The organism is Bradyrhizobium sp. BRP56, assembly GCF_020194035.1.
GTDB classification, from domain to species: domain Bacteria; phylum Pseudomonadota; class Alphaproteobacteria; order Rhizobiales; family Xanthobacteraceae; genus Bradyrhizobium; species Bradyrhizobium australafricanum.
The window spans coordinates 17,451-42,687 of record NZ_JADYVV010000082.1 but is presented as its reverse complement, the minus strand read 5'-3'; the positions used below and the strand labels follow the sequence as shown (position 1 = coordinate 42,687).

The following is a 25,237-nucleotide window of genomic DNA, read 5'->3' as shown; positions in this document are numbered from 1 at the left end:
CCTGTGACGCGGTCATCCCCCACCGAAGAGTTCAGCCTATGCGCCCCCACATCATCTGCCACATGGGCACGTCGATCGACGGCCGGCTTCATCCCAGCCGCTTCACCAAGGCCGCCGCCGGCATCCCGGCCGACGTGCTGCGCGGCCACTACGAACGGATCCATGACGGCTTCGATGCCGATGGATGGATCATCGGCCGCGTCACCATGAACGAGATGGCCAAGGGAACGGAGCGGCATATCGCCAACCCACTGAGGCTGGCGCGCGAGGCGCATCTCGGCAACCGCAACGGCCGCAAGCTTGCTGTCGGCATCGATCCGTCGGGCCGCGTGCATTTCGGCAAGGACAATGTCGGCGGCGATCACGCCGTCGCGGTGCTGGGCGAGCAGGTGTCCGACGCGCATCTCGCCGAGCTGCGCGAGGACGGTGCGTCCTACATCTTTGCAGGCACGAAGGGCGACGATCTGCCGGGCGCGATGGCGCAGCTGGCGTCGCTGTTCGGCGCCAAGACGCTGCTGCTCGAGGGTGGCGGCGGGATCAACGGCGCCTTCCTCAAGCATGGACTGATCGACGAGTTCAGCACATTGATCTTCCCGGCGGTCGACGGCGTCGCCGGCTCGCAAAGCATCGTCGACTATCACGGCCCCGACGGCGACCGCCCCGGCGCCGGACAATCGCTCCGGCTCACCCATTGCGAGACACTGGAAGGCGGCATGGTCTGGCTGCGTCACGCGGTAGAGCGCGCGCCGGATTAATCGCGCCTACGGCTTGGGATTCTCCACCCAGCCGGTCCGACATGCAGCAACGAAAAACGCGACGCCGCGCGCGACATGGGCATCGATCTCGGGATCGAGCGCCTTCAGGTCGACTTCAAACAGCGCCCGGAGCAGCATCGGCACCGCGATGATGTCGAGGAACATCCGCGCCGTGGTCGGCAGGTGTTCGGGCGCGAAGGCGGTCAGCTTGCCGAGCTCGTCGGATTGCGTCAGGTCGCGCAGCAGGTGAATGCCGAGTTCGGTGCTGAGCGCGCGCGCCCTGCGGTTGACGTTGGCGGCGAGATCCGGGAAGCGGTGCGCCTCCGCGATGGCGAGCCGCATCAGGCAGATCCGGTCGGCATCGAAGCCCCAATGCAGCAGGGTCGAGGCAACGCTGGTGAGGCGCTCCTCGATGGTCGCGCCGACCGGCGGATCGGCCTTGAACTCGGCGATGCGTGCCAGGATGTCTCGCGTCACCACTTCCGTGAACAGCGCCCGCTTGTCGCGGAAGCGCGCATAAATAGTCCGCTTGCCGGAGCGCGCGACTTCCGCGATCTCGTCGATGCTCGCGCCCTCGAACCCGCGCTGCAGAAACACCCGGCGCGCGGCGTCGAGGATGCGTGCATCGACCTCGCCGGCGAGCTCCTTCGGCGGCCGGCCGGCGCGCACCTCGACCGGCCTGGTTTTCGGTACCCGCGGCTTCTTCAGGGTGCTGGTGGTCATCGCAGCGACCCGGGTTCGATGGGCCGGTCAGGCCGGCAATATCAGGCAATATAGCCTTATCACATCTAGTTGTAAATAGAACGATACAGTTCCGTTTCTATTGACGGCGCACCACGGCGAGACTATTTGCCGCATAGAACGGAACGGTTCCGTTCCTTTTTGCGAAGGCCTTGCAGACCTCGCCTGACAGCAGGAGCCGCCATCATGTTTGAAGACACTGTTTTGGAGCGCGACCAACCGGGGCATGAGGGTATCGAGGGGGCGTCCTCGGCTCCGGCCTCCCATGAGCCTGACCTGCCCGCGGTCACCGCGCGGGCTCCGGGCGCAGGAGCATCCCGCGGGCAAGCAACCCGCCCCGCCGGCAACAATCCCGCCCGAGGTCATCGGCAAGACAACACGGCGCAGCTTTCTCCGCCGCCGTCCGGTCGTCTCCGCGATCGGCGCCGTGCTGCTCGCCGCAGCGATCGGCGGCGGCTATCTCTACATGGACTACAGCGCGCATTTCGAATCCACCGACGACGCCTTCATCGCCGCGCGTCAGTCGGCGCTGGCGCCGAAGATCTCAGGCTACATCACCGCCGTCCCGGTCACCGACAACCAGCATGTCGCGGCCGGCGACGTGATCGCCCGGCTCGACGACCGCGACTATCGCGTCGCGCTGGCGCAGGCCGAGGCGCAGGTCGCGGCCGCGCGCGCCAGCATTGAGAATGTCGATGCGCAGCTCGACGTGCAGCAGGCGCAGATTGCTGCCAACCAGGCGCAGGTCGACCAGGCGCAGGCGGCGCTGGTGTTCGCCCAGCAGCAGGCGACGCGCTACCAGCATCTGGAGCAATCCGGCTACGGCACCGTGCAGAATTCCGAGCAGTTCACCTCGCAGCTGCATCAGCAGCAGGCTGCGCTGTTGAGCGCGCAGGCGACGCTCAACCTCGCGCAGCGCCAGGTCGAGTCGCTGAAGGCGCAGCGCAAGAGCGCGGTCGCCAACCTCGCCCAGGCCGAGGCGCAACGCGACCAGGCCAAGCTCAATCTGTCCTATACGACGGTCACCGCCGCCCAGCCGGGCCGCGTCGTCAGCCTGTCGGCCGCGGTCGGCCAGTTCGCGCAGGCCGGCACCAACCTCACGATGTTCGTGCCCGACCAGACCTGGGTCACCGCGAACTTCAAGGAGATCCAGCTCGACAAGATGCGGCCGGGCGAGAAGGTGACGATGAAGATCGACGCCTATCCCGGACGCACCATCCAGGGCCATGTCGAGAGCGTGCAGCCGGGCTCCGGCACGGCGTTCTCGCTGCTGCCGGCGCAGAACGCCACCGGCAACTACGTCAAGATCGTGCAGCGCGTGCCGGTGAAGATCGTGATGGACAACCCGCCGGCCGACGTCGCGCTCGGCCCGGGCATGTCCGTCGTCCCGACGGTGCGGATCGATGCCGCGCCGTCCCTGTTCGAGCGCCTTGAGAAGTCGAGCCTCGGGAGGCTGTGATGAGTGCCGCCGCCATCGACGCCAAAGGCATTCCGGCTCCGAGCGTCACCGTCAATCCCTGGCTGATCGCCATCGTGGTCGCGCTCGCGAGCTTCATGGAGGTGCTCGACACCACCATCGCCAACGTCGCGCTGCCCTATATCGCCGGCGGCATGGGCGTGAGCGAGGACGAGGCCTCCTGGGTGGTCACCACCTATCTGGTGTCCAACGCCATCATACTGACCGCCTCCGGCTTTCTCGCCCGCACGCTCGGGCGCAAGACCTTCTTCCTGATCTGCCTCGGCATCTTCACGGTCAGCTCGATCCTGTGCGGTTTTGCACCCAATCTGAACGCGCTGCTGCTGTTCCGTATCCTGCAGGGTCTCGGCGGCGGCGGCATGGTGCCGGTTGCGCAATCGATTCTCGCCGACGCCTTCCCGCCGGCCAAGCGCGGGCAGGCGTTCGCGGTGTTCGGCATTGCCGTCGTGGTGGCGCCGGTGGTCGGGCCGACGCTCGGCGGCTGGCTGTCCGACAACCTCTCCTGGCACTGGTGCTTCCTGATCAACGCGCCGGTCGGCGTGTTCGCGATCGCGCTGATCGCGGCCGTGCTGCAGGAGTCCGCGACCGCGAAAGCCAAGGGAGCGCAGCCCCAGGACAACACGTTCGACTTCATCGGTTTCGGGCTGGTCGCGACCTTCCTCGGCGCGCTCGAGGTGGTGCTCGACCGCGGCCTCGAGGACGACTGGTTCGCCTCGCCCTTCATCATCACCTTTGCAGTGATCTGCGCCGCGGCGTTCGTGCTGATGATCCCGTGGGAGATGACCCGGCGCAATCCGATGATCGATCTGCGCATGGTCGCAACCCGGCAGTTCGGCGCCTGCTTCCTGGTGATGCTGGCGATCGGCGCCATCCTGCTCGCGACCACGCAATTCTTGCCGCAGCTGGTGCAGCAGGATTTCGGCTACACCGCGACCTGGGCCGGCCTCGTGCTCTCGCCCGGCGGCGTCGTCACCATGATGATGATGTTCGTGGTCGGCCGGCTCGCCGCCAGGGTGCAGCCGAAATACCTGATCGTTGCCGGCGCGCTGGTGATCGCCGCCTCTATGTACAGCATGACCAACGTGTATGCCGATCTCGGCTTCTGGTTCATGGCGCGCTCGCGCATGCTGATCGGCGTCGGCCTGCCGCTGATCTTCGTGCCGATCATGGCGGCGTCCTATGACGGCATTCCCGCTGGGAAGACCGACCAGGCCTCCGCGCTGATCAACGCGGCGCGCAACACCGGTGGCTCGATCGGCGTCTCGATCGTGTCCAACGTGCTGACGCATCGCCAGCAATTCCACCAGAGCCGGCTGGTCGAGCAGGTGACACCGTCCAGCCCGCAATACCAGGACACGCTGCACCAGGTCACCGACTTCTTCGTCGCCCAGGGCAGTTCGCTGGCGCAGGCGCACAGCCAGGCGATCCAGTGGATCGGACAGCAAGTGCAGGCCCAGGCGTCGTTCCTGTCCTACATGGATGCGTTCTGGGTCCTGATGCTGATCTCGCTCTCCGCCATCCCGCTGGCGCTGACCTTGCGCAAGGTCAAGCTCGGCGGCGGCCCCGCTCCCATCGGTCATTGATCCCGACGCCGGCATGGTGCGCTACGGCAAAATGCAGGCGTGGCGCGGCCGCGCTATCGACCGGACAGGTTCGCGCGCCACGCGCGGGCCTTCGCGGTCGTCTCCTCGACGAAACGCGTTTTGCCGTTGCGATAGGCCGCGATGTCCTCTCTTGAGGAGGCAGCAAGGGCCTGCTTGATCTCGGCGTAGGCACGGGACACCTCGGGGTGCGCGCGAAGATAGTCGCGAAACACCAGCAGCGTTTCCCAGCGCGGATTGGATGGCTCCATCAGATGCAGATGATGGGTCCACGGCCCCGGAGGGCCCTTGCGGAAGAACAACTCGCCGGGCAGCCACGTCGCGTATTCCGGTATGTAGTGGTAGCCGAGCGTATCGATCGGCTTGATGCAGCGCTCCCGTGCCTCCGCGAGGCTGGGGACACCGACCATCAGGTCGATGATCGGCTTCGACGGCAAGCCCGGAACCGCGGTGCTGCCGACATGCTCGATGGCCAGAGCCAGCGAGCCGAGCGCATGCTCGATCCTCGCGCGCTCCGTCTCGAACATGGCCGGCCAGTTAGGATCATACTCCAGGACAACGATTGGCCCGGCGCCGTATTTCTCCATGGCACACCCTGATTGCTTGCTGCGAAGTCCCTTCGCGGATCAATCAAACCATGATGAGGCTAGGTTCGACCAGAGGCGCGGCGCCGGTGGCCACGCCACCACAGGCCGAAGGCGATGGTGACCGCGGCGGCCAGCGAGAACCAGGTGATGGCGTACTGCATGTGGTCGTCCTTGAGCCGCACCTTGAGCGGTCCGGGCTTCGGCGTGCCGCTGTCGGGCACCGGCGCCTCGAGGTCGATGTAGAACGGCCCGACCTGGCCCCAGCCGAGCGCCTGCGCCATCGCGCGATGGTCGCGCACGAACCACAGCCGCTTCGCCGGATCTTCCTTCGGCGTCAGCCGGCCCGGCGGCTCGGGAAAGCGGATATAGCCCGTCAGCTCAACCGGCGCGCTGGTGACGAGGCGGCCGACCACGCGATCCTCGAAGGCGCGATCCTGCATCGTGTTCTGGACAAAGCCGGTGTTGATCACGACGGTCTCGCCGCTGGCGAGCTTCGCCGGCAGCAACGCCCAGGTGCCGGGACCCGAAATGTCGTCGCGCACGGCGGAGCCGGAGCTGAACACCATCGCGTCAGGCTGCTTCGCATAGGTCGCGGTCAGGGTCACGCGGCGGAATTCATCCTTGGCGGAGGTCAGCGTCGGCCATGCCGACGGCGGCGGCAGCGCCTCGGTCGGCGCGGCCAGCCGCGCCTCGAGCGCTGCGATCAGCGCGTGCTTCTCGACCCGGCGCTGCAATTGCCAGAAACCGAGGGCGATAAACACCGCGATCAGGATCAACGTGAAAATGCCGAAGCCGGCCGCGCTCGGCCGGCGCGTCGTCACATCATTCATTTCGGGTCGCGCTCGATCAATTGGCCTTCGGCGGCCTTGTGGTGGAATTGCAGCGCGATCAGAAGTGCCTTCATCGATCGTAGCGGCAGGATCGTTGTGACCAGGATCAACGGCAGCCACAGCGCGGCATGCACCCAGAACGGCGGCTGGTACTTCACCTCGACGATCAGCGCCGCCGCGACCACGATGGCGCCGGCCAGCATGATGACGAAGATCGCCGGCCCGTCGCCGGAATCGATGAAGGCGAAGTCGAGGCTGCAGGCCTGGCACCGCGGCGCCAGCGTCAGGAAGCCGGAATAGAGCTTGCCCTTGCCGCAGCGCGGGCAGCGGCAGGCGATGCCACGCAGTGCGCTCTCAGTGACGGTCGGCGGGGTATCGGTCATTTGGCTCCTTCCCCTCTCCCCTTGTGGGAGAGGGTGGCGAAATCGAGCGGAGCGAGATGTAGCCGGGTGAGGGGTCTGTCTCCGCGGATGGAGACCCCTCATCCGGCGCGGATTACATCCGCGCCACCTTCTCCCACAAGGGCAGAAGGGAAACAAAAAGGGGCGGCCATTCGGCCGCCCCCTCTTAGCACGTCGGCCGGCAATTAGTGTGCGCCGTGGGCCATCGTCTCGGCGCCGTGGCCCCAGACGTAGATGCAGATGAACAGGAACAGCCAGACCACGTCGACGAAGTGCCAGTACCAGGCGGCAAACTCGAAGCCGAGGTGCTGCTTCGGCGTGAAGTGGCCGGCATAGGCGCGGATCAGGCAGACCAGCAGGAAGATGGTGCCGACCAGCACGTGGAAGCCGTGGAACCCGGTCGCCATGAAGAAGGTCGCGCCATAGACGTTGCCGCCGAACGAGAACGTCGCATGGGCGTACTCATAGGCCTGCACGCAGGTGAAGAGGGCACCGAGGATCACGGTGAGGATCAGGCCCTGCTTGAGACCCTGGCGGTCGTTCTCCAGCAGCGCATGGTGCGCCCAGGTAACGGTGGTGCCCGAGGTCAGGAGCAGCAGCGTGTTGAGCAGCGGCAGATGCCAGGGATCGAAGGTCTCGATGCCGTGCGGCGGCCAGGTACCGGGAACGGAGCAGGCGCCCATCGCCGTGCCGGCGCCGCAGCCGAACACCGCATCGCGCGTGGCATGCACCGCGTCGGCCGGGAACAGCGCCGCATTGAAGAAGGCCCAGAACCAGGCGACGAAGAACATCACCTCGGAGGCGATGAACAGGATCATGCCGTAGCGGTGGCTGATCTGCACCACGCGGGTGTGGTCGCCCTTGTACTGGGCTTCCTTGATCACGTCGCCCCACCAGCTCGCCATCGTGTAGAGCACGCCGATGGTGCCGACGCCGAACACGATCGGGGCCGCGGAGAACATGTGGTGCATCCAGCCGATCGCGCCGAACGCCATGATGAAGGCCGAGATCGAGCCGACCACCGGCCACGGGCTCGGGTCGACGAGATGATAGTCGTGATGCTTGACTTGCGCCTCAGCCATTGCCGTCTCTCCATTCGCGTGCCGCAAGGCACGTCTTAAATCTTAAATTCCAAAACTAGCCGCCCTTGCGCTGCTCCGCCTCGCCCGCCGCCACGGGCTTTGGCGCGGCGTCGCGCACGGGGAAGAAGGTGTAGGACAGGGTGATCGTCTTCAGCGTGTCGTTCTCGCTGTCCTTGGCCAGCGCCGGATCGACATAGAACACCACGGCCATCTCGCGCTTTTCGCCCGGCGCCATGGTCTGTTCGGTGAAGCAGAAGCAGTTGATCTTCTGGAAATAGGCGCCGACCGTCAGCGGCGCGACATTGTAGGACGCCTGGCCGGTGGTGGTGCGCGCCGACTGGTTGGTGACGGTGTAGTAGACCGTGACCACCTGGCCGATCTTGACGTCGATCGTGTTCTGCTCCGGCTCGAACTTCCAGGGCAGGCCCGGCGCGACGTTGGAATCGAAGCTGACCGAAATGGTGCGCTCGAGCGGCGCATCCGAAGGCACCGAGGTCGCGACCTGGGTGGTGCCGTTGAAGCCGGTGGTGCGGCAGAACCAGTTGTAGAACGGCACGGCGGCGTAGGACGCGCCGACCATCAGCACCACGACGAAGCCGCAGATCGAGGCAACCACGGCGTCGCGCGTCAGCGTGCGGCGCGTGACCTTGGCGCCGTCACCCTGCTGCGGTCCCTGGTTCGCCATCTCACTCACAGCGGCCGCACCAGCACGGCCGGTCCCTTGACGAGGGTGACGGCGAAGAACAGCACGACCAGGATGCCGAGCGCGAGCGCGATGGCGATCGAGCGCTGGCGGCGGCTCTTGAGCTGCGCCTCGGTGAGGACGATTCCTTCTGGTTCGCGTTTCTCGTCCATTGATATCCCATGCGCCCCCATCTCGCCCCCCGGCTCCCTATCCGATGAAGACAGGCGCAATCGCGCGGACCACGACCTCGGCGAGGAGGATGGCAAACAGTGCGAACAGATAGAGGATCGAGAAGGCAAACAGCCGGCGCGTGGCGCGGTTGGCAGCCGTCCCCTCGCGGCGGCGATAGACTTCGATGGCCAGCCACAGCATGCCGGCGCCGAGCACCAGCGAGGTGACGCCGTAGATCGCGTCGAAATAGCCGAGCGGCCATGGCGCCAGCGCGATCGCGACCAGCACGATGGTGTAGAGCAGGATCTGCAGCCGGGTCGCGTCGGGACCGGCGACGACCGGCAGCATCGGAATGCCGGCGCGGGCATAGTCGTCGCTGCGGAACAGCGCCAGCGCCCAGAAATGCGGCGGAGTCCAGAAGAAGATGATCAGGAACAGGAGGATCGGCTCGACCGAGAGCGATCCGGTCGCGGCGGCCCAGGCCACCACCGGCGGCAAGGCACCGGCGGCGCCGCCGATCACGATGTTCTGCGCGGTCCAGCGCTTCAGCCACATCGTGTAGACCACGGCATAGAAGAAGATGGTGAAGGCAAGCAGTGCGCCCGCCACCCAGTTGACCAGGATGCCGAGCGTCATCACCGAGAAGAAGGCGAGCGTGATGCCGAACGCGGCCGCTTCGGTCTGCGTGATGCGGCCGCGCGGGATCGGCCGGTTGGCGGTGCGCGTCATCAGCGCGTCGACGTCGCCCTCATAGGCCATGTTGAGCGCGCCGGAAGCGCCGGCACCGACCGCGATGCACAGGATCGAGGTGAATGCCAGCACCGGATGCACGTGCACCGGCGCGATCATCAGCCCGACCAGCGCGGTGAAGATCACCAGCGACATCACGCGCGGCTTCAACAGCGCGATGTAGTCGCCCACTTCGGCCTCGGAAATCCGGGGCAGCTCGATGGCGTTGTGATCGACAACCGACAAGATCAGGTCTCGCTTCTCTCAAAAGGCGCGGCGCACCCTTAAAGTGCGCCGCGTTGTCGTGGACTTACTGCACGCGGGGCAGCACTTCGAACTGGTGGAATGGCGGCGGCGAGGCCAGCGTCCACTCCAGCGTGGTCGCACCGGCGCCCCACGGATTGTTCGCGGCCTGCTCCTTGCGGACGAAGGCATCGATCACGCCGTAGATGAAGATCAAGACGCCGATGCCGGAGATGTAGGAGCCCCAGGAGGAGATCAGGTTCCAGCCGGCGAACGCATCCGGATAGTCGACATAGCGGCGCGGCATGCCCGACAGGCCGAGGAAGTGCTGCGGGAAGAACACCAGGTTGACGCCGACGAAGGTGAACCAGAAGTGCAGCTTGGCGACACGCTCCGAGTACATGTAGCCGAACATCTTCGGGAACCAGTAGTACCAGCCGGCGAAGATGCCGAACACGGCGCCGAGCGACAGCACGTAGTGGAAGTGCGCCACCACGTAGTAGGTGTCCTGCAGCACGCGGTCGACGCCGGCATTGGCCAGCACGACGCCGGTGACGCCGCCGACGGTGAACAGGAAGATGAAGCCGATCGCCCAGATCATCGGCGCCTTGAACTCGATGGAGCCGCCCCACATCGTGGCGATCCACGAGAAGATCTTCACGCCGGTCGGCACCGCGATCACCATCGTGGCGGCGACGAAATAGGCCTGCGTCGCCGAGGACATGCCGACGGTGTACATGTGGTGCGCCCACACCACGAAGCCGATGCCGCCGATCGCGACCATGGCGTAGGCCATGCCGAGATAGCCGAACACGGGCTTGCGCGAGAAGGTGGAGACGATTTGGCTGATCATGCCGAAGGCGGGCAGGATCAGGATGTACACTTCGGGGTGGCCGAAGAACCAGAACAGATGCTGGAACAGCACCGGGTCGCCGCCGCCGTCAGCGGCAAAGAAGGTGGTGCCGAAATTGCGGTCGGTCAGCAGCATGGTGATCGCACCGGCGAGCACCGGCAGCGACAGCAGCAGCAGGAACACGGTAACCAGGATCGACCACACGAACAGCGGCATCTTGTGCAGGGTCATGCCCGGCGCGCGCATGTTGAAGATCGTGGTGATGAAGTTGATGGCGCCGAGGATCGACGAGGCACCCGCGAGATGGAGCGAGAGAATTGCGAAATCGACCGCCGGTCCCGGATGGCCCGAGGTCGACAGTGGCGCATACATGGTCCAGCCCGCGCCGACGCCGTTGGCGCCCGGCTCACCCTCGACGAAGGTGGACATCACCAGCAGCGCGAACGAGGCCGGCAGCAGCCAGAACGAGATGTTGTTCATGCGCGGGAACGCCATGTCGGGCGCGCCGATCATCAGCGGCACCATCCAGTTGCCGAAGCCGCCGATCATGGCCGGCATGACCATGAAGAAGATCATGATCAGGCCGTGCGAGGTCACGAACACGTTATAGGTGTGCGTCTCGTGGAATATCTGGACGCCCGGATACATCAACTCGGCACGGATCGCGATCGACATCGCCGCGCCGATGATGCCCGCGATCACCGCAAAGATCAGGTACATCGTACCGATGTCCTTGTGGTTCGTGGAGTAGAGATAACGCCGCCATCCGGTCGGATGGTGGGCGTGATCATCATGGGCGTGATCGTCGTGTGTCGCTGCGCCTGTCGCCATGTTCAAAATCCTGCCTTGCAGTCCCTCTTGGACCTTGCGGTCCCGTCGCCCTTATTCCATCCGCGCCGTAAGCCGTGAGGCTTACTGCGCCGCCTGACCAGCCGAGGCGTAGGAATTCGCCGGGTTGGTCGCAAACTTCTTCTTCGCGCCTTCAACCCAGGTCGCGAATTCCTGGTCGCTGACGACCCTGACCGCGATCGGCATGAAGGCATGGTCCTTGCCGCACAGTTCCGAGCACTGTCCGTAGAACACGCCGGTCTTGGTGGCCTTGAACCAGCTCTCGTTGAGGCGGCCGGGGATCGAGTCGATCTTCACGCCGAAGGCCGGCACCGCGAAGGAGTGGATCACGTCGGCACCGGTGGTCTGGATCCGCACCACCTTGTTGACCGGGACCACCATCTCGTTGTCGACGCCGAGCAGGCGCGGCTGCTTGTCCTTGTCGAGCAGCGAGTCGAACTCGAACTTGCCGTTATCCGGGTAGGCGTAGGACCAGTACCACTGCTTGCCGGTGACCTTCACCGTGAGGTCCGGCTTCGGCACGTCGAGCTCCAGGAACAGCAGGCGGAACGACGGCACCGCGATGCCGACCAGGATCAGCACCGGGATCAGCGTCCAGGCCACCTCGATCAGCGTGTTGTGGGTGGTCCGGGAGGGGACCGGGTTGGCCTTGGCGTTGAACTTCACCACCACGATGATGAGCAGCGCGAGCACGAACAGCGTGATCAGGGTGATCAGCACCAGCAGGAAATTGTGAAACCAGATGATGTTTTCCATCACCGGGGTCACGCCTTCCTGCAGCGTGTGCTCCCACGGCGCCGGCTGCCCCATTTCGGCGAAGGCCGATCCCGCGGCGACAGACGCCACACCCGCCACCGCCAACCCCAGCAATTGCCTGCCCAACCGGCCAATCGACATCTTCATGCCGCTCGCGCTCCCTTGCACTATTCCCCAAAGCACCCCCGGCATGTGGCCGAAAATGCAGCACGATCCGCCCTGACAAACGGCCTTCCGGACATACCCGTCTCTGAGTCAAGGTGGGTACGGGAGCCAGATCGCTAGAACGCGTCGAAATCCAGCCTCTCAAACCATAATTCTCCGGCGCTCGCAATGCAGTAGTGGGGCCGAAAGCCATGCGCCTGCGATGAAGCTGCCGGTTGCGATTTTTCCCGCAAAATCAAGCGAAAGCACTTGGACCAATTGTCCATGCCGCTTGACAGGGGGATTACCGGATGTACCCACAGACAGGGCAGCGCACAGGAACCTGATTCGCTGCGGGCTGCCCCAATCCGGCGCGAGAATGGCTTCACGATCGCCTTCAAGGCGCCGTCATTGCGGTATCAGTCGACGCCTGAGCATGATCCGGAAAAGTGGAAACCGGTTTTCCGAAAGATCATGCTCAAACAAGAAGATGAGATCATGATTCGCTTCCGGGAAGCGCATCGTGGCGCGCGTGCTACCGGCGGCCGGACGGCCGGACCGACCGAACATCTATAAGGATCGACCCGGATGGGCGCTTCGAACATTCGTTTGACGATGGCCAGCTGGCTCGGCGGCCACGCGATTCTGGCCCTCTGCCTCGGCCTTTCCGTTGGCCTTTCTCTTAGCCTGACCCAGCCTGCGAACGCGCAAGGCGCGGTGCGCTCGGTCCATGGCGACTGGCAGATTCGCTGCGACACTCCGCCCGGCGCCCAGGCCGAGCAATGCGCGCTGATCCAGAGCGTGGTAGCGGAGGACCGCTCCAACGCCGGCCTGACCGTGATCGTGCTGAAGACCGCCGACCAGAAGAGCCGCCTGATGCGCGTGGTTGCCCCGCTCGGCGTGCTGCTGCCCTCCGGCCTCGGCCTCAAGCTCGACAATCAGGACGTCGGCCGTGCCGGTTTCGTCAGATGCCTGCCCAATGGCTGCGTCGCCGAGGTCGTGATGGACGACAAGCTGCTCGGCCAGCTCAAGAACGCCAAGACCGCGACCTTCATCATCTTCGAGACGCCCGAGGAAGGGATCGGCTTTCCGCTCAGCCTGAATGGCCTGGGCGAGGGATATGACAAATTGCCCTAGGGCCCCGAGCGGCACAGGGAAGCGTAGCCCGGATGGAGCGCAGCGCAATCCGGGGCCGCTCTCATCGCGGATTGACCAGTCCCGGATTTCGCTGCGCTTCATCCGGGCTACGCCATCTCAGCGGACGCCGGCGTAATAGTCGAACAACCCGCTCGCCTCGGCGGACAGCCAGTCCGCCTCTCCTGTCATGTAGCCCACGACCTGCCCGGTGATGCCGATCAAAAATGAGATCGGCATGCCGTAGAGCGCGAACGGCGTATTGACCTCGGCGACGTCGACGCGCGACACGAGGCCGCCCGGATCGAAGCCGACCGCGAGGTGGCGCAGCTTGAGCTGCTTGACGTAGGGCGCGACCAGCGCGCGGTTGCGATCGGTGCTGACAGCGACGACCACGAGATCGCTGCGGCCGCTGGCGGCGAGGCGATCCAGCATCGGCAGTTCGGTCCGGCACGCCGCGCACCAGGTGGCCCAGAAGTTCACCAGCACCATCCTGCCTTTGAACGCGGTGAGATCGATCGCGCCGCCGGCGAGCGCCGGGATCGCGACCGGCGGCACCGGGCGGGCGCCTTCGACCTGCGTGAACTGATGCCGGATGGTGCCGAATTGCGGCGGTCCCGACGCTGCGCGCGCAGCTCCGGTGGGCATTGCGAGCGAGGCGCCGGCGCCAATCATTCCGGCAACGACCGCGCGGCGCGTCGGTGCGTGAGCTGACGTCATGACAAGTTCTCCGCTTGGCTTGATGGCCACATCGCTCAGGACCGGATGTAGGACCAGCCGGCTTCCTGCAATTCGATGATGCGCCCGGGCCCGTTCGGCACCAGGTCGACATGATCGAGCAGCACCAGCGGATGTCCCTCGGCGCGCTCCATGCCGAGCTTGGTGGCTTCGCAGACAACCAAGCGGATGTCGGGCGTGAGCCCCCGCACCACCCGCAGCAGATCCTTCACCGGCGAGGTATCGGCGCGCAGCATGTGGACGCCAGCATTGTAGGCGACGACCTCGATCTCGAACGGCTCGTTGCGCTCCCGATAATATTTCGGGAGGTTGAGCGCGGTCGAGATCAGCGCCCGCATCGTGGTCGGGTCGTCGCTGTTGATCGGCAGCACCAGGCGGTGCATGCGCGGCTCCGGCTTCTTCGGCTCGGGTTTGGAGACCGCCGCGACCGAACCGGTGAGCAGCATTGTCGCGGCGAACGGCACCGCGAAGGCCAGCACCAGCCCGGTCACGACCGTCAGCGTGCGGCGAGAGATGCGCATCGCGCTCGCCTCACGGCGCGCTCGCGAGCAGGGCGAACTGGTTGCGCTTGGCGTAGGCGACGATCGCACTCAATGTCAGCAGCACGAGGGCGGGCACCGGCGAGCCGCCGATCACGAACAGATGCGTGATGGTGGCGCCGACCATGATGCAGCTGAGCAGCACGCCGCCGAACGCCGCGACCGGGGGCAGCAGGATCAGGACCGCGCCGAGCAGCTCCAGCAATCCGGTGAAATAGCGGAACCACTGACCGAGCCCGATATGCTCGAATTCCTCGACCAGCATAGGCACACCGTAGAGCTTGGCGGCGCCCGCGGCGGCAAAGGCCAAAGCGAGCAGTCCCCTGACGACCCAGAGGCTGACGGATTTCCAGCGCGACGGCGCCGCGGCAACTGCAACTGACATTGATGACTCCCGAATTGTTCGTAAGGCCGGACCGCGGCCACCCGACCGATCGGCGGCTGGCCCGCGGCTTTCGGTGGTCTAAATTCGGGAGTAAGATGAAAAGAACAAGTAGGATGCTTTTTGTGAGGTAGTATGAAAAAACTGACTATTGAGCCTGCCGAGCCTCCGGCGGCGTCCGAGCCGTGCAACGGCGACCTGTCGGCGCAATTTCATCGCGCGCTGTCGGTGCTGGCCGGAAAATGGAAGGGCGACATCCTCTGGCAACTGGTCGAGCGCAAGCGGCGGTTCGGCGAGCTGCGCCAGTCGATCCCCGGCGTGACCCAGCACATGCTGACCACGCAGCTGCGCGATCTCGAGGCCAACGGCCTCGTCAAGCGCACGGTCTATCCCGAGGTGCCGCCCCGGGTTGAGTACGAGATGACGCCGTCCGCCAAGGCGCTCAAGCCGGTGTTCGACGAACTGTACCGCTGGGCACAGGAGCATGGCTTTCCGACCTCGGCGCAGGGCACCGCAGAGCCGAAGCCGCAATCGGGCGATGCAGCCGAGCGCGAAGGCCAGCCGTCGAAGGCGGATCGGCGCTCAAGGTGATGACGACAAGGTGAGGACGCCGACGGGGCACTGTGATCGACCGCATAGCCGCAGGCACTCCCGGTTTGCCATCCCAACCACTATCTTTGGTGATCGCCGTCCGGGTCTGAACCGGGACCGGTACAGGTTTCCGGGTTGTAAGATGAGTTTTCCGCTCGTCTCTGCTTCAATCCCCCGAAATCCCTGCTGCGGGTTCCCCACTGGCAATCAGTAGCGCTTCAAGCAAGGATGACGAGGAATCGCCAAGCAATCGCATTGCGTCGGAGTGACCATGACCAATCCCGCCACGACCTCCCTGCTCGACCGCGCCAATCTGGACCGCGATGCTGTCCGCCGCGAGGTGTCGCGCGGCCTTGAAGGCGCCGACGACGGCGAGCTGTTCCTGGAGTTCGGGCAGACCGAGGCGCTGGTGTTCGACAACGGAAGGCTGAAGCAGGCGACCTATGACACCTCGCAGGGCTTCGGCCTGCGCGCGGTCAAGGACGACGCGGTCGGCTATGCGCATTCCTCCGACGTCTCGATCCCGGCGCTGATCCGCGCCGCGGATGCGGTCGCGGCCGTGCGCGGCGGCTATGCCGGCACTTTCGCCGCGGCGCCCGCCCACACCAACGTCAAGCTCTATGGCGACGAGAACCCGCTGGATGGCCCGGCGTTCGAGGCAAAAGTAAAACTGCTCGGCGAGATCGACGCCTATGTCAGGGACAAGGACCCGCGGGTGCGGCAGGTCTCCGCCAGCCTCACTGCGACCTGGCAGGTGGTCGAGATCCTGCGGCCCGACGGCGAGAGCTATCGCGACATCCGCCCGCTGGTGCGCGTCAACATCTCGGTGGTCGCCGGCCAGGGCGACCGGCAGGAGAGCGGCAGCAAGGGCTATGGTGGCCGCGAGGGCTATGCCCGCTTCATCGAGACCAAGGCCTGGCGCGACGCCGCCGACGGCGCGCTGCGCGAGGCGCTGGTCAATCTCGAATCGGTGCCGGCGCCCGCCGGCGAGATGGACGTGGTGCTCGGCGCCGGCTGGCCCGGCGTGATGCTGCATGAGGCCGTCGGCCATGGGCTCGAGGGCGATTTCAACCGCAAGCAGACCTCCGCCTTTGCCGGCCTGATGGGCCAGCAGGTCGCGGCCAAGGGCGTCACCGTGGTCGACGACGGCACCATGGCCTCGCGCCGCGGCTCGCTGTCGATCGACGACGAGGGCACGCCGACCAACCGCACCGTGCTGATCGAGGACGGCATTCTGGTCGGCTACATGCAGGACCGCCAGAACGCCCGGCTGATGGGCATGAAGCCGACCGGCAACGGTCGGCGGCAGAGCTATGCCCACGTGCCGATGCCGCGCATGACCAACACCTACATGCTGTCGGGCGACCGCGACCCGGCCGAGATCATCGCCTCGGTGAAGAACGGCATGTACGCCGCCAATTTCGGCGGCGGCCAGGTCGACATCACCTCGGGCAAGTACGTGTTCCAGTGCACCGAGGCCTACAAGATCGAGAACGGCAGGCTCGGCGCGCCGCTGAAGGGCGCCATGCTGATCGGCAACGGACCGACCGATCTCCACAGGATCACCATGATCGGCAACGATCTTGCGCTGGATACGGGAATCGGCACCTGCGGCAAGAACGGCCAGGGCGTGCCGGTCGGCGTCGGCCAGCCGACGCTCAGGATGGAACGGATTACGGTCGGAGGAACGGGCTAGTGAGCAGCGGAAACGAAGTCGTGACGGCCAAGCCGACCAGCTGGCGCGGGCAGGCCGTGCAACTGGCCGCGATCGTGGCCGTCGTGTTCCTCGCCAAGGGCGCGATCGCCGAGCCGTTCTACGTGCCGTCGGGATCGATGGAGCCGACGCTGCTGATCGGCGACGCGCTGGTCGCCTCGAAATATCCCTATGGCTACGGCGCGGCCTCGCTGCCGATCCAGATCACGCTGCCTGAAACCGGCCGCGTGTTCGGCGAGACGCCGAAGCGCGGCGACGTCGTCGTGTTCCGCTGGCCGGGCGACCGCTCGCAGGCCTGGGTCAAGCGCGTGGTCGGGCTGCCCGGCGACCGCATCCAGATGCGGCAGGGTCAGCTCTTCATCAACGATCATGCGGCGACGCTGAAGCCCGACGGCACCGGCTTCGCCGAAGACGATCGCGGCGGCGGCGAGGAGGCGTACCGCTATATCGAGACGCTGCCGAACGGCGTCAACCACGCGATCTTCAAGATCCGCGACAACGGCCGGCTCGACAATACCCAAGAGGTGACGGTGCCGCCGGGCAAACTGTTCGTGCTCGGCGACAACCGGGACAATTCCGCCGACAGCCGCGTGCCGGTGCGCGACGGCGGCGTCGGGCTGTTGCCGATCGACAATCTGATCGGCCGCGCCGACGCCGTGGTCGGCTCCTGGGACCTCGGCATCCGCAGCCAGCCGGTCTGGACCTGGCTCTCAGGCTTCCGCCTCGCGCGCTTCTTCACCTCGGTGCAGTAGACGCGTAGCCCGGATGGAGCGCTGCGCAATCCGGGATCTCCCACTCGGCAAGATGTCCCGGATTTCGCTTCGCTCCATCCGGGCTACATTCCTTGCGGGATGATAGTCGTGACCTTCGACGACATCAGGCACATCGCGCTGGCATGGCCGGAGGTCGAGGACGGCTCTTCCTACGGCACGCCGGCGCTGAAGGTGCGCAACAAGATGATGGTGCGGCTCAAGGAGGACGGCGACAGCCTGGTGATGCCGGGCGTCCCGCCGGAGGAGCGCGACATGCTGGTCGAGCATCAGCCCCAAGTGTTCTACTTCACCGATCACTACCGCGACTACCCGACGGTCCTGATCCGCCTGTCGAAGGCCAAACGTCAGACCGTCGAGCCCTTGCTGCGCCGGCACTGGCGCACGCTGGCGTCGAAGAAGGCGGTCCGGGACTACGACGCGACCGCCTCGTCGTGACGCAGGACGAATTCCTCGCAGCCGCGCTGCGCAACCCGGCCAATCAAGCCATCACCGACGAGCTGTACCGCCTCGGTCTGCCCGATGCGTGGCTGGTCGCCGGCTGCCTGGTGCAGACCGTGTGGAACGTGCTGACCAGCCGGCCGCTCGATCATGGCATCAGCGACCACGTCGCCGGCATGATCGTGCGGCCGAACCGGACCGCGAACTTTTCGCCGGCGAACTATGCGACGAAGGCGGCGCGCTGGAAGGCGCTCTGGCCCGAGATCACGGTGCTGGCGGCGGAGTAGCCCGTCGTCGCGTAGCCCGGATGAAGCGCAGCGAAATCCGGGGCAGGCCCATCCACGGTGAGCGCGGTCCCGGATTACGCTTCGCTCCATCCGGGCTACGGATTCACCGCACCACGCCCGACGTGAACCCCGCCTTGCGGCGCGGCGGCTTGATCTCTTTCTTCAGGAAGCAATGCGCGTCGCGGCCGGCATAGCCGGGCCGGGCGTAGGTCCATGCGCGGCACTTGTTGTCGGCGGTGCAGGCGGCCTGGCAGGCCTCGTCGCCGTCGCTGCTCTTCAGCTCGAAATTCTTGTAGTCGCCGCCGAGCCGGTCGATCGAAGTTTCGATAGGGCCGTTGCGCGGTTCGACCACGCCCGCGCCGCGCACCCCGGAGACGCAGCAGACGTTCTGCACCCGTGGCGGCACGGTGCTCTTCAGCCAGCACACCGCCCCATTATTGGCGTCGGTCGGATAGTTGAAGCTCCAGGCGCGGCAACGGCGGTCACGCTCGCAGGTCAGCGCGCAATCGGCCGGATCGCCCGTCGTCACCGGCGCGTTGAGATAGTCGCCGCCGGGGCGGTCGAAATTGGTCTGCGCCAATGCCGGGCGCGCGACGACCGCGGCCGCAAGGGCCGCAAACATCACCACACACGCCCTAAAGAGGCGGCCTATCCCCATGAGATTGCTTTCAAATTCGCGCAGCCCCGCGCGTTTCGCGGGGCGTCATTTGAACGCCATGAACCTGTACGGCGGATGAACGGCGGGTGCGACACCACCGCCGTCCGCGCGCGCCTCACGCCCGGATTGGGGCCGAGCGGGGATTAGAAGGCGTATTCCTGGTAGGCCGGTTCCACCGAGCCCTTCCACGGACCGTTGAACTTCTCCAGCATCTCCTCGGCCGGCGAGCGGCCGGCCTCGATGATACGCTCGAGCGGTTCGAGGAAGCGGCTCTCGTCGCGTCCGAGATGATCGATCCGGCCGCGCCGCCGCAATCCGGCATGCGACAGGATCAGGCATTCCTTGGCGATCTCGAACAGATAGCGGTCCTTGATCCGTGACTTGAAGCCGAAACGCGGCACGTCGTCACGCAGCGCCTGCCGCTCCGGCGCGCTCCAGTGGCGGACGATGTCCCAGGCGGCATCAAGGCTGTCATTGTCGTAGAGCAGCCCGACCCAGAACGCCGGCAGCGCCGGCAGCCGGCCCCACGGCACACCGTCGGCGCCGCGCATTTCGAGGTAACGCTTCAACCGCACCTCGGGGAAGATCGTCGAGAGGTGATTGGCCCAGTCCGACAAGGTCGGGCGCTCGCCCGGGAAGGCGGCGTTCTTGCCGGCGAAGAAATCCCGGAACGAGGAGCCGGAGACGTCGATATATTCCTCGCCGCGCTTGACGAAATACATCGGAACGTCGAGCGCGTAATCGACATAGCGCTCGAAGCCCATGCCGTCCTCGAACGCGAACGGCACCATGCCGCTGCGCGCATTGTCGGTGTCGCGCCAGATCTCGGAACGGAACGACAGGAAGCCGTTGGGCTTGCCTTCGGTGAACGGCGAGTTGGCGAACAAGGCGGTCGCGATCGGTTGCAACGCCAGCGACACGCGCAGCTTCTTCACCATGTCGGCTTCGGAGGAGAAGTCGAGATTGGTCTGCACCGTGCAGGTCCGGAACATCATGTCGAGGCCGTATTTGCCGACCTTCGGCATGTAGTTTCGCATGATCTTGTAACGCCCCTTGGGCATCACGGGGATCTGCGCGCGCGACCAGGACGGCGTCATGCCGAGGCCGAGGAAGCCGATCCCGAGCGGGGTTGCGATCTCCCGCACCTGCGCCAGATGCGCCATCAATTCCGACTGCGTCTGATGCACGGTTTCGACCGGCGCGCCCGACAATTCGAACTGCCCGCCCGGCTCGAGCGAGATCGCGCCGCCGCCGGTGACGTCATAGAGGCCGATGATGTTGCCGCGCTCCATGATCGGCTCCCAGCCGAGCAAGAGCTTCATGCCCTCGAGCAGCGCGCCGATGCCCTTGGCGCCTTCATAGGGCACGGGCTGATGGCCCTCGAGCGTGAACGGAGTCTTCTCGTGCTCGGTGCCGATCCGGAATTCGGACTCAGGCTTCACGCCGGCTTCAAGCCACGCCACGAGTTCGTCGCGCGACTGCAGCGGCGTCATGTCGATCTGGTCACGCGCCATAGATAATCCAACTCAAGGGCGCTTCGATCGAAGGCGCGCGGTGGCAGGGACATCCGCGAGCCACAACGGCTGCGGATGATGGAATCAGCAATATCATCGGGCAGGCACGCCGTCTCGCGCGGGCGCAGCCTTGCTATCAGCCTTGGTCTCGTTCTTGACGTCGCCTTTGGCGTCGCCGCAGGCGCAGCCGAGCCGGTCGAGCAGACCGCATAGCCTGCTTGCGTCGGCGTCGGATAATTTGGAGCCGACATGCTTGTCGATCGCGGCGGAATAGGCGTTCCACATCTTCTTCTGCAGCTCGCGTCCAGCGTCGGTGATCTCGACGAACTGGCCGCGCTTGTCGATCTTGCATTCGCGGCGGGCGGCGAGCCCCTCGTCGACCAGCTTGTCGATCAGCCGCGAGGTCGAATATTGCGGGATCAGCATCTGGCGCTCGAGCTCGACCGGGCGCAGCTCGCCCGACGGCGCGCGGGACAGCTCAAGCAAGGCGTCATACCAGGCGAGCGGCGGAAAACCGGCCTTCTTCAAATCCTGCTCGACGCAGTCCAGCACCCGGCTCGGCACCCGCATCAGGCGGATCCAGGCGGCCGTCGCCTCGCTCGATAGCTTGCGTTTCATGGTCTAGCTCATAGGGTCCCGGCACCGACTGTACCGCACTGAATGCATCTGCATCAATCTTGACTATTTCATGCAGGCGCATGTAGGCAATCCCTCTCCGGACGCCAAGAACAAGGGAAGGAATACCCCTATGAAGCTTTATTACACCCCCGGTGCCTGCTCCCTCTCCCCCCATATCGCCCTGCTCGAGGCCGGGCTGCCCTACGACCTAGTCAAGGTCGATCTCCGCGCCAAGAAGCTCGAAAACGGTGACGATTTCCTCCAGGTGAACCCCAAGGGCCAAGTGCCGGCGCTGGCGCTGGATACCGGCGAGATGGTCACCGAGGGGCCGATCATCATCCAGATGATCGCCGACAAGGCCGCCGACAAGAGGCTGGCGCCGGCGAGGGACTCCAACGAGCGCTACAAGCTGCTCGAATGGCTGAACTACACCACGACCGAGCTGCACAAGAATCTCGGCCCGATGTTCTCGCCCGTGCTCGCCGACGACGCCAAGGCCTTCTTCAAGGACCGCGCCATGGGCAAGTTCAAATATGTCGAGAGCCAGCTCGCCGGACGCGACTATCTGATGGGCAACCAGTTCACGGTCGCCGACGGCTACCTCTTCACCATGATCATGTGGGCGCAGGACCGGCTCGGCTTCGATCTCTCCGGCCTGCCTAACGTGACCGCCTACAAGGCCCGCGTCGCGGCGCGCCCGAAGGTGCAGGAGGCGCTGAAGAAGGAAGGCCTGCTCAAGGCGGCCTGAGCTCGCGCCGAACACGGCCGGCCTCGTGGCACCACGCGGCCGGCCCCTTGCCGACAATTTTCGACAGGAAGAAGCTGGCCACGACCCATCTGCTGCCGGGCATGCCGGTTGAGGTGTTTGTTCCGACCGCCGAGCGGACGGTGCTCTCCTGTCTGATGAAGCCGCTAGCCAACCGGGTCCATCGCGCCTTCAGGGAGAAATGAACGGTGCAAACCTTCAGGACGTGCTGGAACAAAATCAATTTAATCGGCATTCTACCGATTAAGACTACTTTCGGCTGAGGGCGTGGCCGTCCTTGTTCGAGCGATCCAACTAACCGACTATGACCTGCGGCGCGCCCTCCGCTCCAACTGGTCTAAAAATGTGACGATCGCCTTTACCCTTTTATTGACCAGCACCCTGGTTGGGCTGGCAACCAGTTTGTACTTTCGGGTTTGGACATTGATGCTGGAGTCGCCGCTGGTCGCGGTGCTCGCGGCGATCGTGCTCCAATCCGACGGCTTTTCCTTTGCCACCGGCGCGCCGATCGTCGTCGCCTGTCTTGCCTTCAACCAGTTCGCCTATCTCGCCGGCGCCCTGCTCTCGCCGGAGATTAACGGCTCAATGGCGGAAGAAATTGACGGCCTGCCAGACCGTCGCGGCGAGCACGATATCCGCGGCCAGAACGAGTAGCGCGAGGCCGGCCCATGACGGGCCCTTGCCCCGCAGACGCAGCGGCTTCCGCCACCTCGACGACCGCAGGGAAGACAAGGAATCCTTCGCCGCGATCTCCGCGGCACCTTCCTTGAACGCAGAACTCATCGCACGACACCCTCACGCTGATCGTCGCCCCGGCGATCGACGAGCAAGAGTGATGCCAGCAGCGTGGTGCCAGTGGGGAACGAGCGTGGCGGGACTTTGACGCGCATGACCGTCGCGCAACAGGATCAAGTCGGATCGATGACCGGCTTGATCCTGCGCGAGTTCGCCCCAGAAGTTCACGCCGCCTGCTTCTTCGGCGGGAAGCGGCCGTAGAAGGTTTCGCCCTTGGCGGCCATCTCCTCGAGCAGCTTCGGCGGCGTGAAGCGCGAGCCGTACTTCTTCTCGAAGCTGTGGCAGAGCGCGACGAAGTTCTTGGTGCCCATGAAGTCGATGTAGGACAGCGCACCGCCGGTGAATGGCGCGAAACCGAAGCCGAGGATCGACCCGACATCGGCCTCCCGCACGTCGGTGATGACGTGATCCTCGACGGTGCGCGCGGCCTCCACCGCCTGCACCACCAGGAAGCGCTGCTTCAATTCCTCGACGCTGAGCGTGTCGGGATCGAGCTGCTTCGGCTGCAGATTGGCGAGCCCCGGCCACAGGCTCTTCTGGCCCTTGCCCTTCTCGGGATAGTCGTAGAAGCCCTTGCCGTTCTTGCGGCCGAAGCGGCCCTGCTTCTCGACCATCTCGACCATCAGCTTCTTCTGCGCCTGGTCGATCGCGTTGGGGCCGAGATCGGCCTCGGTCGCCTTGGTGATCTTCAGGCCAAGATCGAGCGCGACCTCGTCCTGCAGCGACAGCGGCCCGACCGGCATGCCGGCCATCTTGGCGGTGTTCTCGATCATCGCCGGCGGCACGCCCTCGAGCAGCATCTCGTTGCCCTCGGAGATGTAACGCATCACGCAACGGTTGGCGAAGAAGCCACGGGAGTCGTTCACCACAATGGGCGTCTTGCCGATCGCGCGCACATAGTCGAGCGCGGTCGCCAGCGCGACGTCGCCGGTGTTCTTGCCGAGGATGATCTCGACCAGCATCATCTTCTCGACCGGCGAGAAGAAGTGGATGCCGATGAACTTGCCCTGATCCTTGAACTCCTCGGCCAGCGAATTGATCGGCAGCGTCGAGGTGTTGGAGGCGAAGATCGCGCCCGGCTTCAGCAGCGGCTGCGCCTTGGCATAGGTATCCGCCTTGACCTTGCGATCCTCGAACACCGCCTCGATGACGAGGTCGCAGTCCGAGATCACGTTGTAGTCTGATGTGGCCGAGATCCGCGCCAGGATGGCATCGGCCGCGTCCTGCTTCATCCGTCCCTTGGCGATCAGGCCGTCGACCACGGTCTTGGCGTGGCCCTTGCCCTTGTCGGCGCTTTCCTGGTCGCGATCGACCAGCACGACGTCGATGCCGGCCTGCGCCGAGACATAACCGACACTGGCGCCCATGAAGCCGGCGCCGATCACGGCGAGCTTCTTGACCTTGGTCGGCGGCACGCCCGCCGGGCGGCGGGCGCCCTTGTTCAGTTCCTGCATCGACAGGAACAGCGAGCGGATCATCGCCGCCGCTTCCTTCGAGCGCAGCACCTTGGTGAAGTAGCGCGACTCGACCCGCAGCGCGGCGTCGATCGGCAGCTGCAGGCCCTCATAGACGCAGCTCATGATGGCGCGCGCGGCCGGATAATTGTCGTAGGTCTCGCGGCGATAGATCGCATTGCCGGCCGGGAACATCTGCATGCCCATCTTGGAGAAGACGGGGCCGCCGGGCAACTTGAAGCCCTTCTCGTCCCACGGCGCGACCGCCTTGCCGCCGCCCTTGATCCAGTCCTTCGCGGCCTTGATCAGGTCGGCCGCCGGCACCACCGCGTGAATCAGGTTGAGTGCCTTGGCGCGGGTGAGATTGACCGCCTCACCCTTGAGCAGCAATTGCATCGCGTCCGCCGGCTGCACAAGACGCGGCACGCGCTGGGTGCCGCCGGCGCCAGGGAACAGGCCGACCTTGATCTCGGGCAGGCCGAGCCGGGTCTTCGGGTTCTCGGCCGCGACGCGGTAGTGGCAGGCCAGCGTGATCTCGAAGCCACCGCCGAGCGCAAGCCCGTTGATCGCGGCGACCCACGGCTTGCCCGAGGTCTCGATCGCGCGGAACGACTGCGACATCTGGCGGCTCTGCTCGAACAGCATCTGGTTCGCGGCTTCCTCGCCCTTCTCCTTGAAGAGCTGCGCGTAAGAGCGGTTCATGCCCTCGAGCATCGAGAGGTCGGCGCCGGCGCAGAACGCCTCCTTGGCCGAGGTGATCACGACGCCCTTGATCGCGGCATCGCTGGTCGTCTGCTTGATGATCTCGCTGATCTCCTGGGTCGAGATCTCGTCGAACACGTTCATCGAGCGATCTGGGATGTCCCAGGTGACGAGCGCAATGCCGTCGGCGTCGACGTCGAACTTGAAATTCTTGTAAGCCATGTTGCTCG

The 25,237-nt window shown here is 65.4% G+C and carries 30 protein-coding genes; 13 read left to right on the top strand and 17 right to left on the bottom strand.

Going from position 1 to position 25,237, the window contains the following annotated elements:
* Positions 1 to 38 precede the first annotated feature (38 nt).
* Positions 39 to 755, top strand: a complete 717-nt coding sequence (locus I6F38_RS37695) for a dihydrofolate reductase family protein (protein ID WP_225163970.1) — start codon at positions 39 to 41, stop codon at positions 753 to 755.
* 6 nt (positions 756 to 761) lie between these two features.
* Here I6F38_RS37695 and I6F38_RS37690 read toward each other — a convergent pair whose 3' ends face one another.
* The gene (locus I6F38_RS37690; protein WP_225163969.1) at positions 762 to 1,478 is read right to left on the bottom strand and encodes a TetR/AcrR family transcriptional regulator; all 717 of its coding nucleotides are present in this window, start codon (positions 1,476 to 1,478) and stop codon (positions 762 to 764) included.
* 283 nt (positions 1,479 to 1,761) lie between these two features.
* On the opposite strand from I6F38_RS37690, the gene I6F38_RS37685 reads away from it, so the two are divergent.
* The gene (locus I6F38_RS37685; RefSeq protein WP_225163968.1) at positions 1,762 to 2,955 is read left to right on the top strand and encodes an HlyD family secretion protein; all 1,194 of its coding nucleotides are present in this window, start codon (positions 1,762 to 1,764) and stop codon (positions 2,953 to 2,955) included.
* Positions 2,955 to 4,556, top strand: a complete 1,602-nt coding sequence (locus I6F38_RS37680; protein ID WP_225163967.1) for a DHA2 family efflux MFS transporter permease subunit — start codon at positions 2,955 to 2,957, stop codon at positions 4,554 to 4,556. Before I6F38_RS37685 ends, I6F38_RS37680 begins: the two co-directional genes overlap by 1 nt.
* Positions 4,557 to 4,609: 53 nt before the next feature.
* Here the strand turns inward: I6F38_RS37680 and I6F38_RS37675 are convergent, their stop codons facing one another.
* From I6F38_RS37675 to coxB, 9 genes are all read right to left on the bottom strand, one after another.
* Positions 4,610 to 5,161, bottom strand: a complete 552-nt coding sequence (locus tag I6F38_RS37675; protein ID WP_225163966.1) for a GrpB family protein — start codon at positions 5,159 to 5,161, stop codon at positions 4,610 to 4,612.
* 59 nt (positions 5,162 to 5,220) lie between these two features.
* The gene (locus I6F38_RS37670; protein ID WP_225163965.1) at positions 5,221 to 5,991 is read right to left on the bottom strand and encodes an SURF1 family cytochrome oxidase biogenesis protein; all 771 of its coding nucleotides are present in this window, start codon (positions 5,989 to 5,991) and stop codon (positions 5,221 to 5,223) included.
* Positions 5,988 to 6,374 carry a DUF983 domain-containing protein gene (locus I6F38_RS37665; RefSeq protein WP_225163964.1) on the bottom strand — a complete coding sequence of 129 codons (387 nt, stop codon included), beginning with the start codon at positions 6,372 to 6,374 and terminating at the stop codon, positions 5,988 to 5,990. The genes I6F38_RS37670 and I6F38_RS37665 overlap by 4 nt, the downstream gene beginning before the upstream one ends.
* A gap of 203 nt (positions 6,375 to 6,577) precedes the next feature.
* Positions 6,578 to 7,474, bottom strand: coding sequence for a cytochrome c oxidase subunit 3 (locus I6F38_RS37660; RefSeq protein ID WP_057016083.1), 897 nt, complete (start codon positions 7,472 to 7,474; stop codon positions 6,578 to 6,580).
* Positions 7,475 to 7,529: 55 nt separating this feature from the next.
* Complete coding sequence (locus I6F38_RS37655) at positions 7,530 to 8,159, bottom strand: cytochrome c oxidase assembly protein (RefSeq protein WP_225163963.1); 630 nt, start codon at positions 8,157 to 8,159, stop codon at positions 7,530 to 7,532.
* Between the two features lie 5 nt (positions 8,160 to 8,164).
* Positions 8,165 to 8,329, bottom strand: coding sequence for a hypothetical protein (locus I6F38_RS37650; protein ID WP_028334632.1), 165 nt, complete (start codon positions 8,327 to 8,329; stop codon positions 8,165 to 8,167).
* A gap of 37 nt (positions 8,330 to 8,366) precedes the next feature.
* Entirely contained in the window at positions 8,367 to 9,305 is a 939-nt protein-coding gene (locus tag I6F38_RS37645) for a heme o synthase (protein WP_225163962.1), read from the bottom strand.
* Between the two features lie 64 nt (positions 9,306 to 9,369).
* Positions 9,370 to 10,986 (bottom strand): cytochrome c oxidase subunit I, encoded by a 1,617-nt coding sequence (ctaD, locus tag I6F38_RS37640; protein ID WP_225163961.1) that lies wholly within the window; start codon positions 10,984 to 10,986, stop codon positions 9,370 to 9,372.
* An 81-nt stretch (positions 10,987 to 11,067) separates the two neighbouring features.
* The gene (coxB, locus tag I6F38_RS37635; protein WP_050385950.1) at positions 11,068 to 11,907 is read right to left on the bottom strand and encodes a cytochrome c oxidase subunit II; all 840 of its coding nucleotides are present in this window, start codon (positions 11,905 to 11,907) and stop codon (positions 11,068 to 11,070) included.
* A gap of 282 nt (positions 11,908 to 12,189) precedes the next feature.
* Between coxB and I6F38_RS37630 the strand changes: the two genes are divergently transcribed.
* Positions 12,190 to 12,480 carry a hypothetical protein gene (locus tag I6F38_RS37630; RefSeq protein WP_156436115.1) on the top strand — a complete coding sequence of 97 codons (291 nt, stop codon included), beginning with the start codon at positions 12,190 to 12,192 and terminating at the stop codon, positions 12,478 to 12,480.
* 12 nt (positions 12,481 to 12,492) lie between these two features.
* A complete protein-coding gene (locus I6F38_RS37625) occupies positions 12,493 to 13,041 on the top strand; it encodes an invasion associated locus B family protein (protein ID WP_225163960.1) in 549 nt (182 codons plus the stop codon).
* A gap of 117 nt (positions 13,042 to 13,158) precedes the next feature.
* On the opposite strand, the gene I6F38_RS37620 is transcribed toward I6F38_RS37625, so the two are convergent.
* The 3 genes from I6F38_RS37620 to I6F38_RS37610 are packed head-to-tail and all read right to left on the bottom strand — an operon-like array spanning position 13,159 to position 14,700.
* Positions 13,159 to 13,758: a TlpA disulfide reductase family protein gene (locus I6F38_RS37620; RefSeq protein ID WP_225163959.1), complete on the bottom strand. Its 600-nt coding sequence runs from the start codon at positions 13,756 to 13,758 to the stop codon at positions 13,159 to 13,161.
* A 35-nt stretch (positions 13,759 to 13,793) separates the two neighbouring features.
* The gene (locus tag I6F38_RS37615) at positions 13,794 to 14,297 is read right to left on the bottom strand and encodes a hypothetical protein (RefSeq protein ID WP_225163958.1); all 504 of its coding nucleotides are present in this window, start codon (positions 14,295 to 14,297) and stop codon (positions 13,794 to 13,796) included.
* 10 nt (positions 14,298 to 14,307) lie between these two features.
* Entirely contained in the window at positions 14,308 to 14,700 is a 393-nt protein-coding gene (locus I6F38_RS37610) for a DoxX family protein (protein ID WP_225163957.1), read from the bottom strand.
* Between the two features lie 132 nt (positions 14,701 to 14,832).
* Here I6F38_RS37610 and I6F38_RS37605 point away from each other — a divergent pair, with 132 nt between their 5' ends.
* The 5 genes from I6F38_RS37605 (at position 14,833) to I6F38_RS37585 (ending at position 18,500) form a co-directional block, all read left to right on the top strand.
* Positions 14,833 to 15,288, top strand: a complete 456-nt coding sequence (locus I6F38_RS37605) for a helix-turn-helix domain-containing protein (protein WP_225163956.1) — start codon at positions 14,833 to 14,835, stop codon at positions 15,286 to 15,288.
* A gap of 271 nt (positions 15,289 to 15,559) precedes the next feature.
* Positions 15,560 to 16,984, top strand: coding sequence for a metalloprotease TldD (tldD, locus tag I6F38_RS37600; protein WP_225163955.1), 1,425 nt, complete (start codon positions 15,560 to 15,562; stop codon positions 16,982 to 16,984).
* Entirely contained in the window at positions 16,984 to 17,754 is a 771-nt protein-coding gene (lepB, locus tag I6F38_RS37595; RefSeq protein ID WP_016847099.1) for a signal peptidase I, read from the top strand. The genes tldD and lepB overlap by 1 nt, the downstream gene beginning before the upstream one ends.
* Positions 17,755 to 17,862: 108 nt before the next feature.
* Complete coding sequence (locus I6F38_RS37590) at positions 17,863 to 18,210, top strand: MmcQ/YjbR family DNA-binding protein (protein ID WP_225163954.1); 348 nt, start codon at positions 17,863 to 17,865, stop codon at positions 18,208 to 18,210.
* Positions 18,207 to 18,500 carry a nucleotidyltransferase family protein gene (locus I6F38_RS37585; RefSeq protein WP_225163953.1) on the top strand — a complete coding sequence of 98 codons (294 nt, stop codon included), beginning with the start codon at positions 18,207 to 18,209 and terminating at the stop codon, positions 18,498 to 18,500. Before I6F38_RS37590 ends, I6F38_RS37585 begins: the two co-directional genes overlap by 4 nt.
* Before the next feature lie 103 nt (positions 18,501 to 18,603).
* Here the strand turns inward: I6F38_RS37585 and I6F38_RS37580 are convergent, their stop codons facing one another.
* The 3 genes from I6F38_RS37580 to I6F38_RS37570 form a co-directional block, all read right to left on the bottom strand.
* Positions 18,604 to 19,122 carry a PAN domain-containing protein gene (locus I6F38_RS37580; RefSeq protein WP_225163952.1) on the bottom strand — a complete coding sequence of 173 codons (519 nt, stop codon included), beginning with the start codon at positions 19,120 to 19,122 and terminating at the stop codon, positions 18,604 to 18,606.
* A 179-nt stretch (positions 19,123 to 19,301) separates the two neighbouring features.
* Positions 19,302 to 20,672, bottom strand: coding sequence for a glutamate--cysteine ligase (locus I6F38_RS37575; RefSeq protein WP_225163951.1), 1,371 nt, complete (start codon positions 20,670 to 20,672; stop codon positions 19,302 to 19,304).
* Between the two features lie 93 nt (positions 20,673 to 20,765).
* Complete coding sequence (locus I6F38_RS37570) at positions 20,766 to 21,290, bottom strand: MarR family winged helix-turn-helix transcriptional regulator (RefSeq protein ID WP_225163950.1); 525 nt, start codon at positions 21,288 to 21,290, stop codon at positions 20,766 to 20,768.
* A 130-nt stretch (positions 21,291 to 21,420) separates the two neighbouring features.
* Here I6F38_RS37570 and gstA point away from each other — a divergent pair, with 130 nt between their 5' ends.
* From gstA to I6F38_RS37555, 3 genes are all read left to right on the top strand, one after another.
* Positions 21,421 to 22,038, top strand: a complete 618-nt coding sequence (gene gstA / locus I6F38_RS37565) for a glutathione transferase GstA (protein ID WP_225163949.1) — start codon at positions 21,421 to 21,423, stop codon at positions 22,036 to 22,038.
* Positions 22,039 to 22,085: 47 nt separating this feature from the next.
* Positions 22,086 to 22,241, top strand: a complete 156-nt coding sequence (locus I6F38_RS37560) for a hypothetical protein (protein ID WP_225163971.1) — start codon at positions 22,086 to 22,088, stop codon at positions 22,239 to 22,241.
* Positions 22,242 to 22,323: 82 nt separating this feature from the next.
* Positions 22,324 to 22,710 (top strand): hypothetical protein, encoded by a 387-nt coding sequence (locus I6F38_RS37555; RefSeq protein ID WP_225163948.1) that lies wholly within the window; start codon positions 22,324 to 22,326, stop codon positions 22,708 to 22,710.
* Between the two features lie 305 nt (positions 22,711 to 23,015).
* Here the strand turns inward: I6F38_RS37555 and I6F38_RS37550 are convergent, their stop codons facing one another.
* Positions 23,016 to 25,229 carry a 3-hydroxyacyl-CoA dehydrogenase NAD-binding domain-containing protein gene (locus I6F38_RS37550; protein WP_225163947.1) on the bottom strand — a complete coding sequence of 738 codons (2,214 nt, stop codon included), beginning with the start codon at positions 25,227 to 25,229 and terminating at the stop codon, positions 23,016 to 23,018.
* Positions 25,230 to 25,237: the final 8 nt, after the last annotated feature.

Coding starts and splice junctions, on each gene's coding strand:
- I6F38_RS37675 (WP_225163966.1), bottom strand. CDS start 5,161: ATGGAGAAATACGGCGCCGGGCCAATCGTTGTCCTGGAGTATGATCCT.
- gstA (WP_225163949.1), top strand. CDS start 21,421: ATGAAGCTTTATTACACCCCCGGTGCCTGCTCCCTCTCCCCCCATATC.
- ctaD (WP_225163961.1), bottom strand. CDS start 10,986: ATGGCGACAGGCGCAGCGACACACGACGATCACGCCCATGATGATCAC.
- I6F38_RS37620 (WP_225163959.1), bottom strand. CDS start 13,758: ATGACGTCAGCTCACGCACCGACGCGCCGCGCGGTCGTTGCCGGAATG.
- I6F38_RS37695 (WP_225163970.1), top strand. CDS start 39: ATGCGCCCCCACATCATCTGCCACATGGGCACGTCGATCGACGGCCGG.
- I6F38_RS37550 (WP_225163947.1), bottom strand. CDS start 25,229: ATGGCTTACAAGAATTTCAAGTTCGACGTCGACGCCGACGGCATTGCG.
- I6F38_RS37660 (WP_057016083.1), bottom strand. CDS start 7,474: ATGGCTGAGGCGCAAGTCAAGCATCACGACTATCATCTCGTCGACCCG.
- I6F38_RS37680 (WP_225163967.1), top strand. CDS start 2,955: ATGAGTGCCGCCGCCATCGACGCCAAAGGCATTCCGGCTCCGAGCGTC.
- I6F38_RS37575 (WP_225163951.1), bottom strand. CDS start 20,672: ATGGCGCGTGACCAGATCGACATGACGCCGCTGCAGTCGCGCGACGAA.
- I6F38_RS37615 (WP_225163958.1), bottom strand. CDS start 14,297: ATGCGCATCTCTCGCCGCACGCTGACGGTCGTGACCGGGCTGGTGCTG.
- I6F38_RS37605 (WP_225163956.1), top strand. CDS start 14,833: ATGAAAAAACTGACTATTGAGCCTGCCGAGCCTCCGGCGGCGTCCGAG.
- I6F38_RS37650 (WP_028334632.1), bottom strand. CDS start 8,329: ATGGACGAGAAACGCGAACCAGAAGGAATCGTCCTCACCGAGGCGCAG.
- I6F38_RS37655 (WP_225163963.1), bottom strand. CDS start 8,159: ATGGCGAACCAGGGACCGCAGCAGGGTGACGGCGCCAAGGTCACGCGC.
- I6F38_RS37630 (WP_156436115.1), top strand. CDS start 12,190: ATGCCGCTTGACAGGGGGATTACCGGATGTACCCACAGACAGGGCAGC.
- I6F38_RS37610 (WP_225163957.1), bottom strand. CDS start 14,700: ATGTCAGTTGCAGTTGCCGCGGCGCCGTCGCGCTGGAAATCCGTCAGC.
- I6F38_RS37685 (WP_225163968.1), top strand. CDS start 1,762: ATGAGCCTGACCTGCCCGCGGTCACCGCGCGGGCTCCGGGCGCAGGAG.
- I6F38_RS37580 (WP_225163952.1), bottom strand. CDS start 19,122: ATGTTTGCGGCCCTTGCGGCCGCGGTCGTCGCGCGCCCGGCATTGGCG.
- I6F38_RS37665 (WP_225163964.1), bottom strand. CDS start 6,374: ATGACCGATACCCCGCCGACCGTCACTGAGAGCGCACTGCGTGGCATC.
- tldD (WP_225163955.1), top strand. CDS start 15,560: ATGACCAATCCCGCCACGACCTCCCTGCTCGACCGCGCCAATCTGGAC.
- coxB (WP_050385950.1), bottom strand. CDS start 11,907: ATGAAGATGTCGATTGGCCGGTTGGGCAGGCAATTGCTGGGGTTGGCG.
- I6F38_RS37670 (WP_225163965.1), bottom strand. CDS start 5,991: ATGAATGATGTGACGACGCGCCGGCCGAGCGCGGCCGGCTTCGGCATT.
- I6F38_RS37625 (WP_225163960.1), top strand. CDS start 12,493: ATGGGCGCTTCGAACATTCGTTTGACGATGGCCAGCTGGCTCGGCGGC.
- I6F38_RS37570 (WP_225163950.1), bottom strand. CDS start 21,290: ATGAAACGCAAGCTATCGAGCGAGGCGACGGCCGCCTGGATCCGCCTG.
- I6F38_RS37690 (WP_225163969.1), bottom strand. CDS start 1,478: ATGACCACCAGCACCCTGAAGAAGCCGCGGGTACCGAAAACCAGGCCG.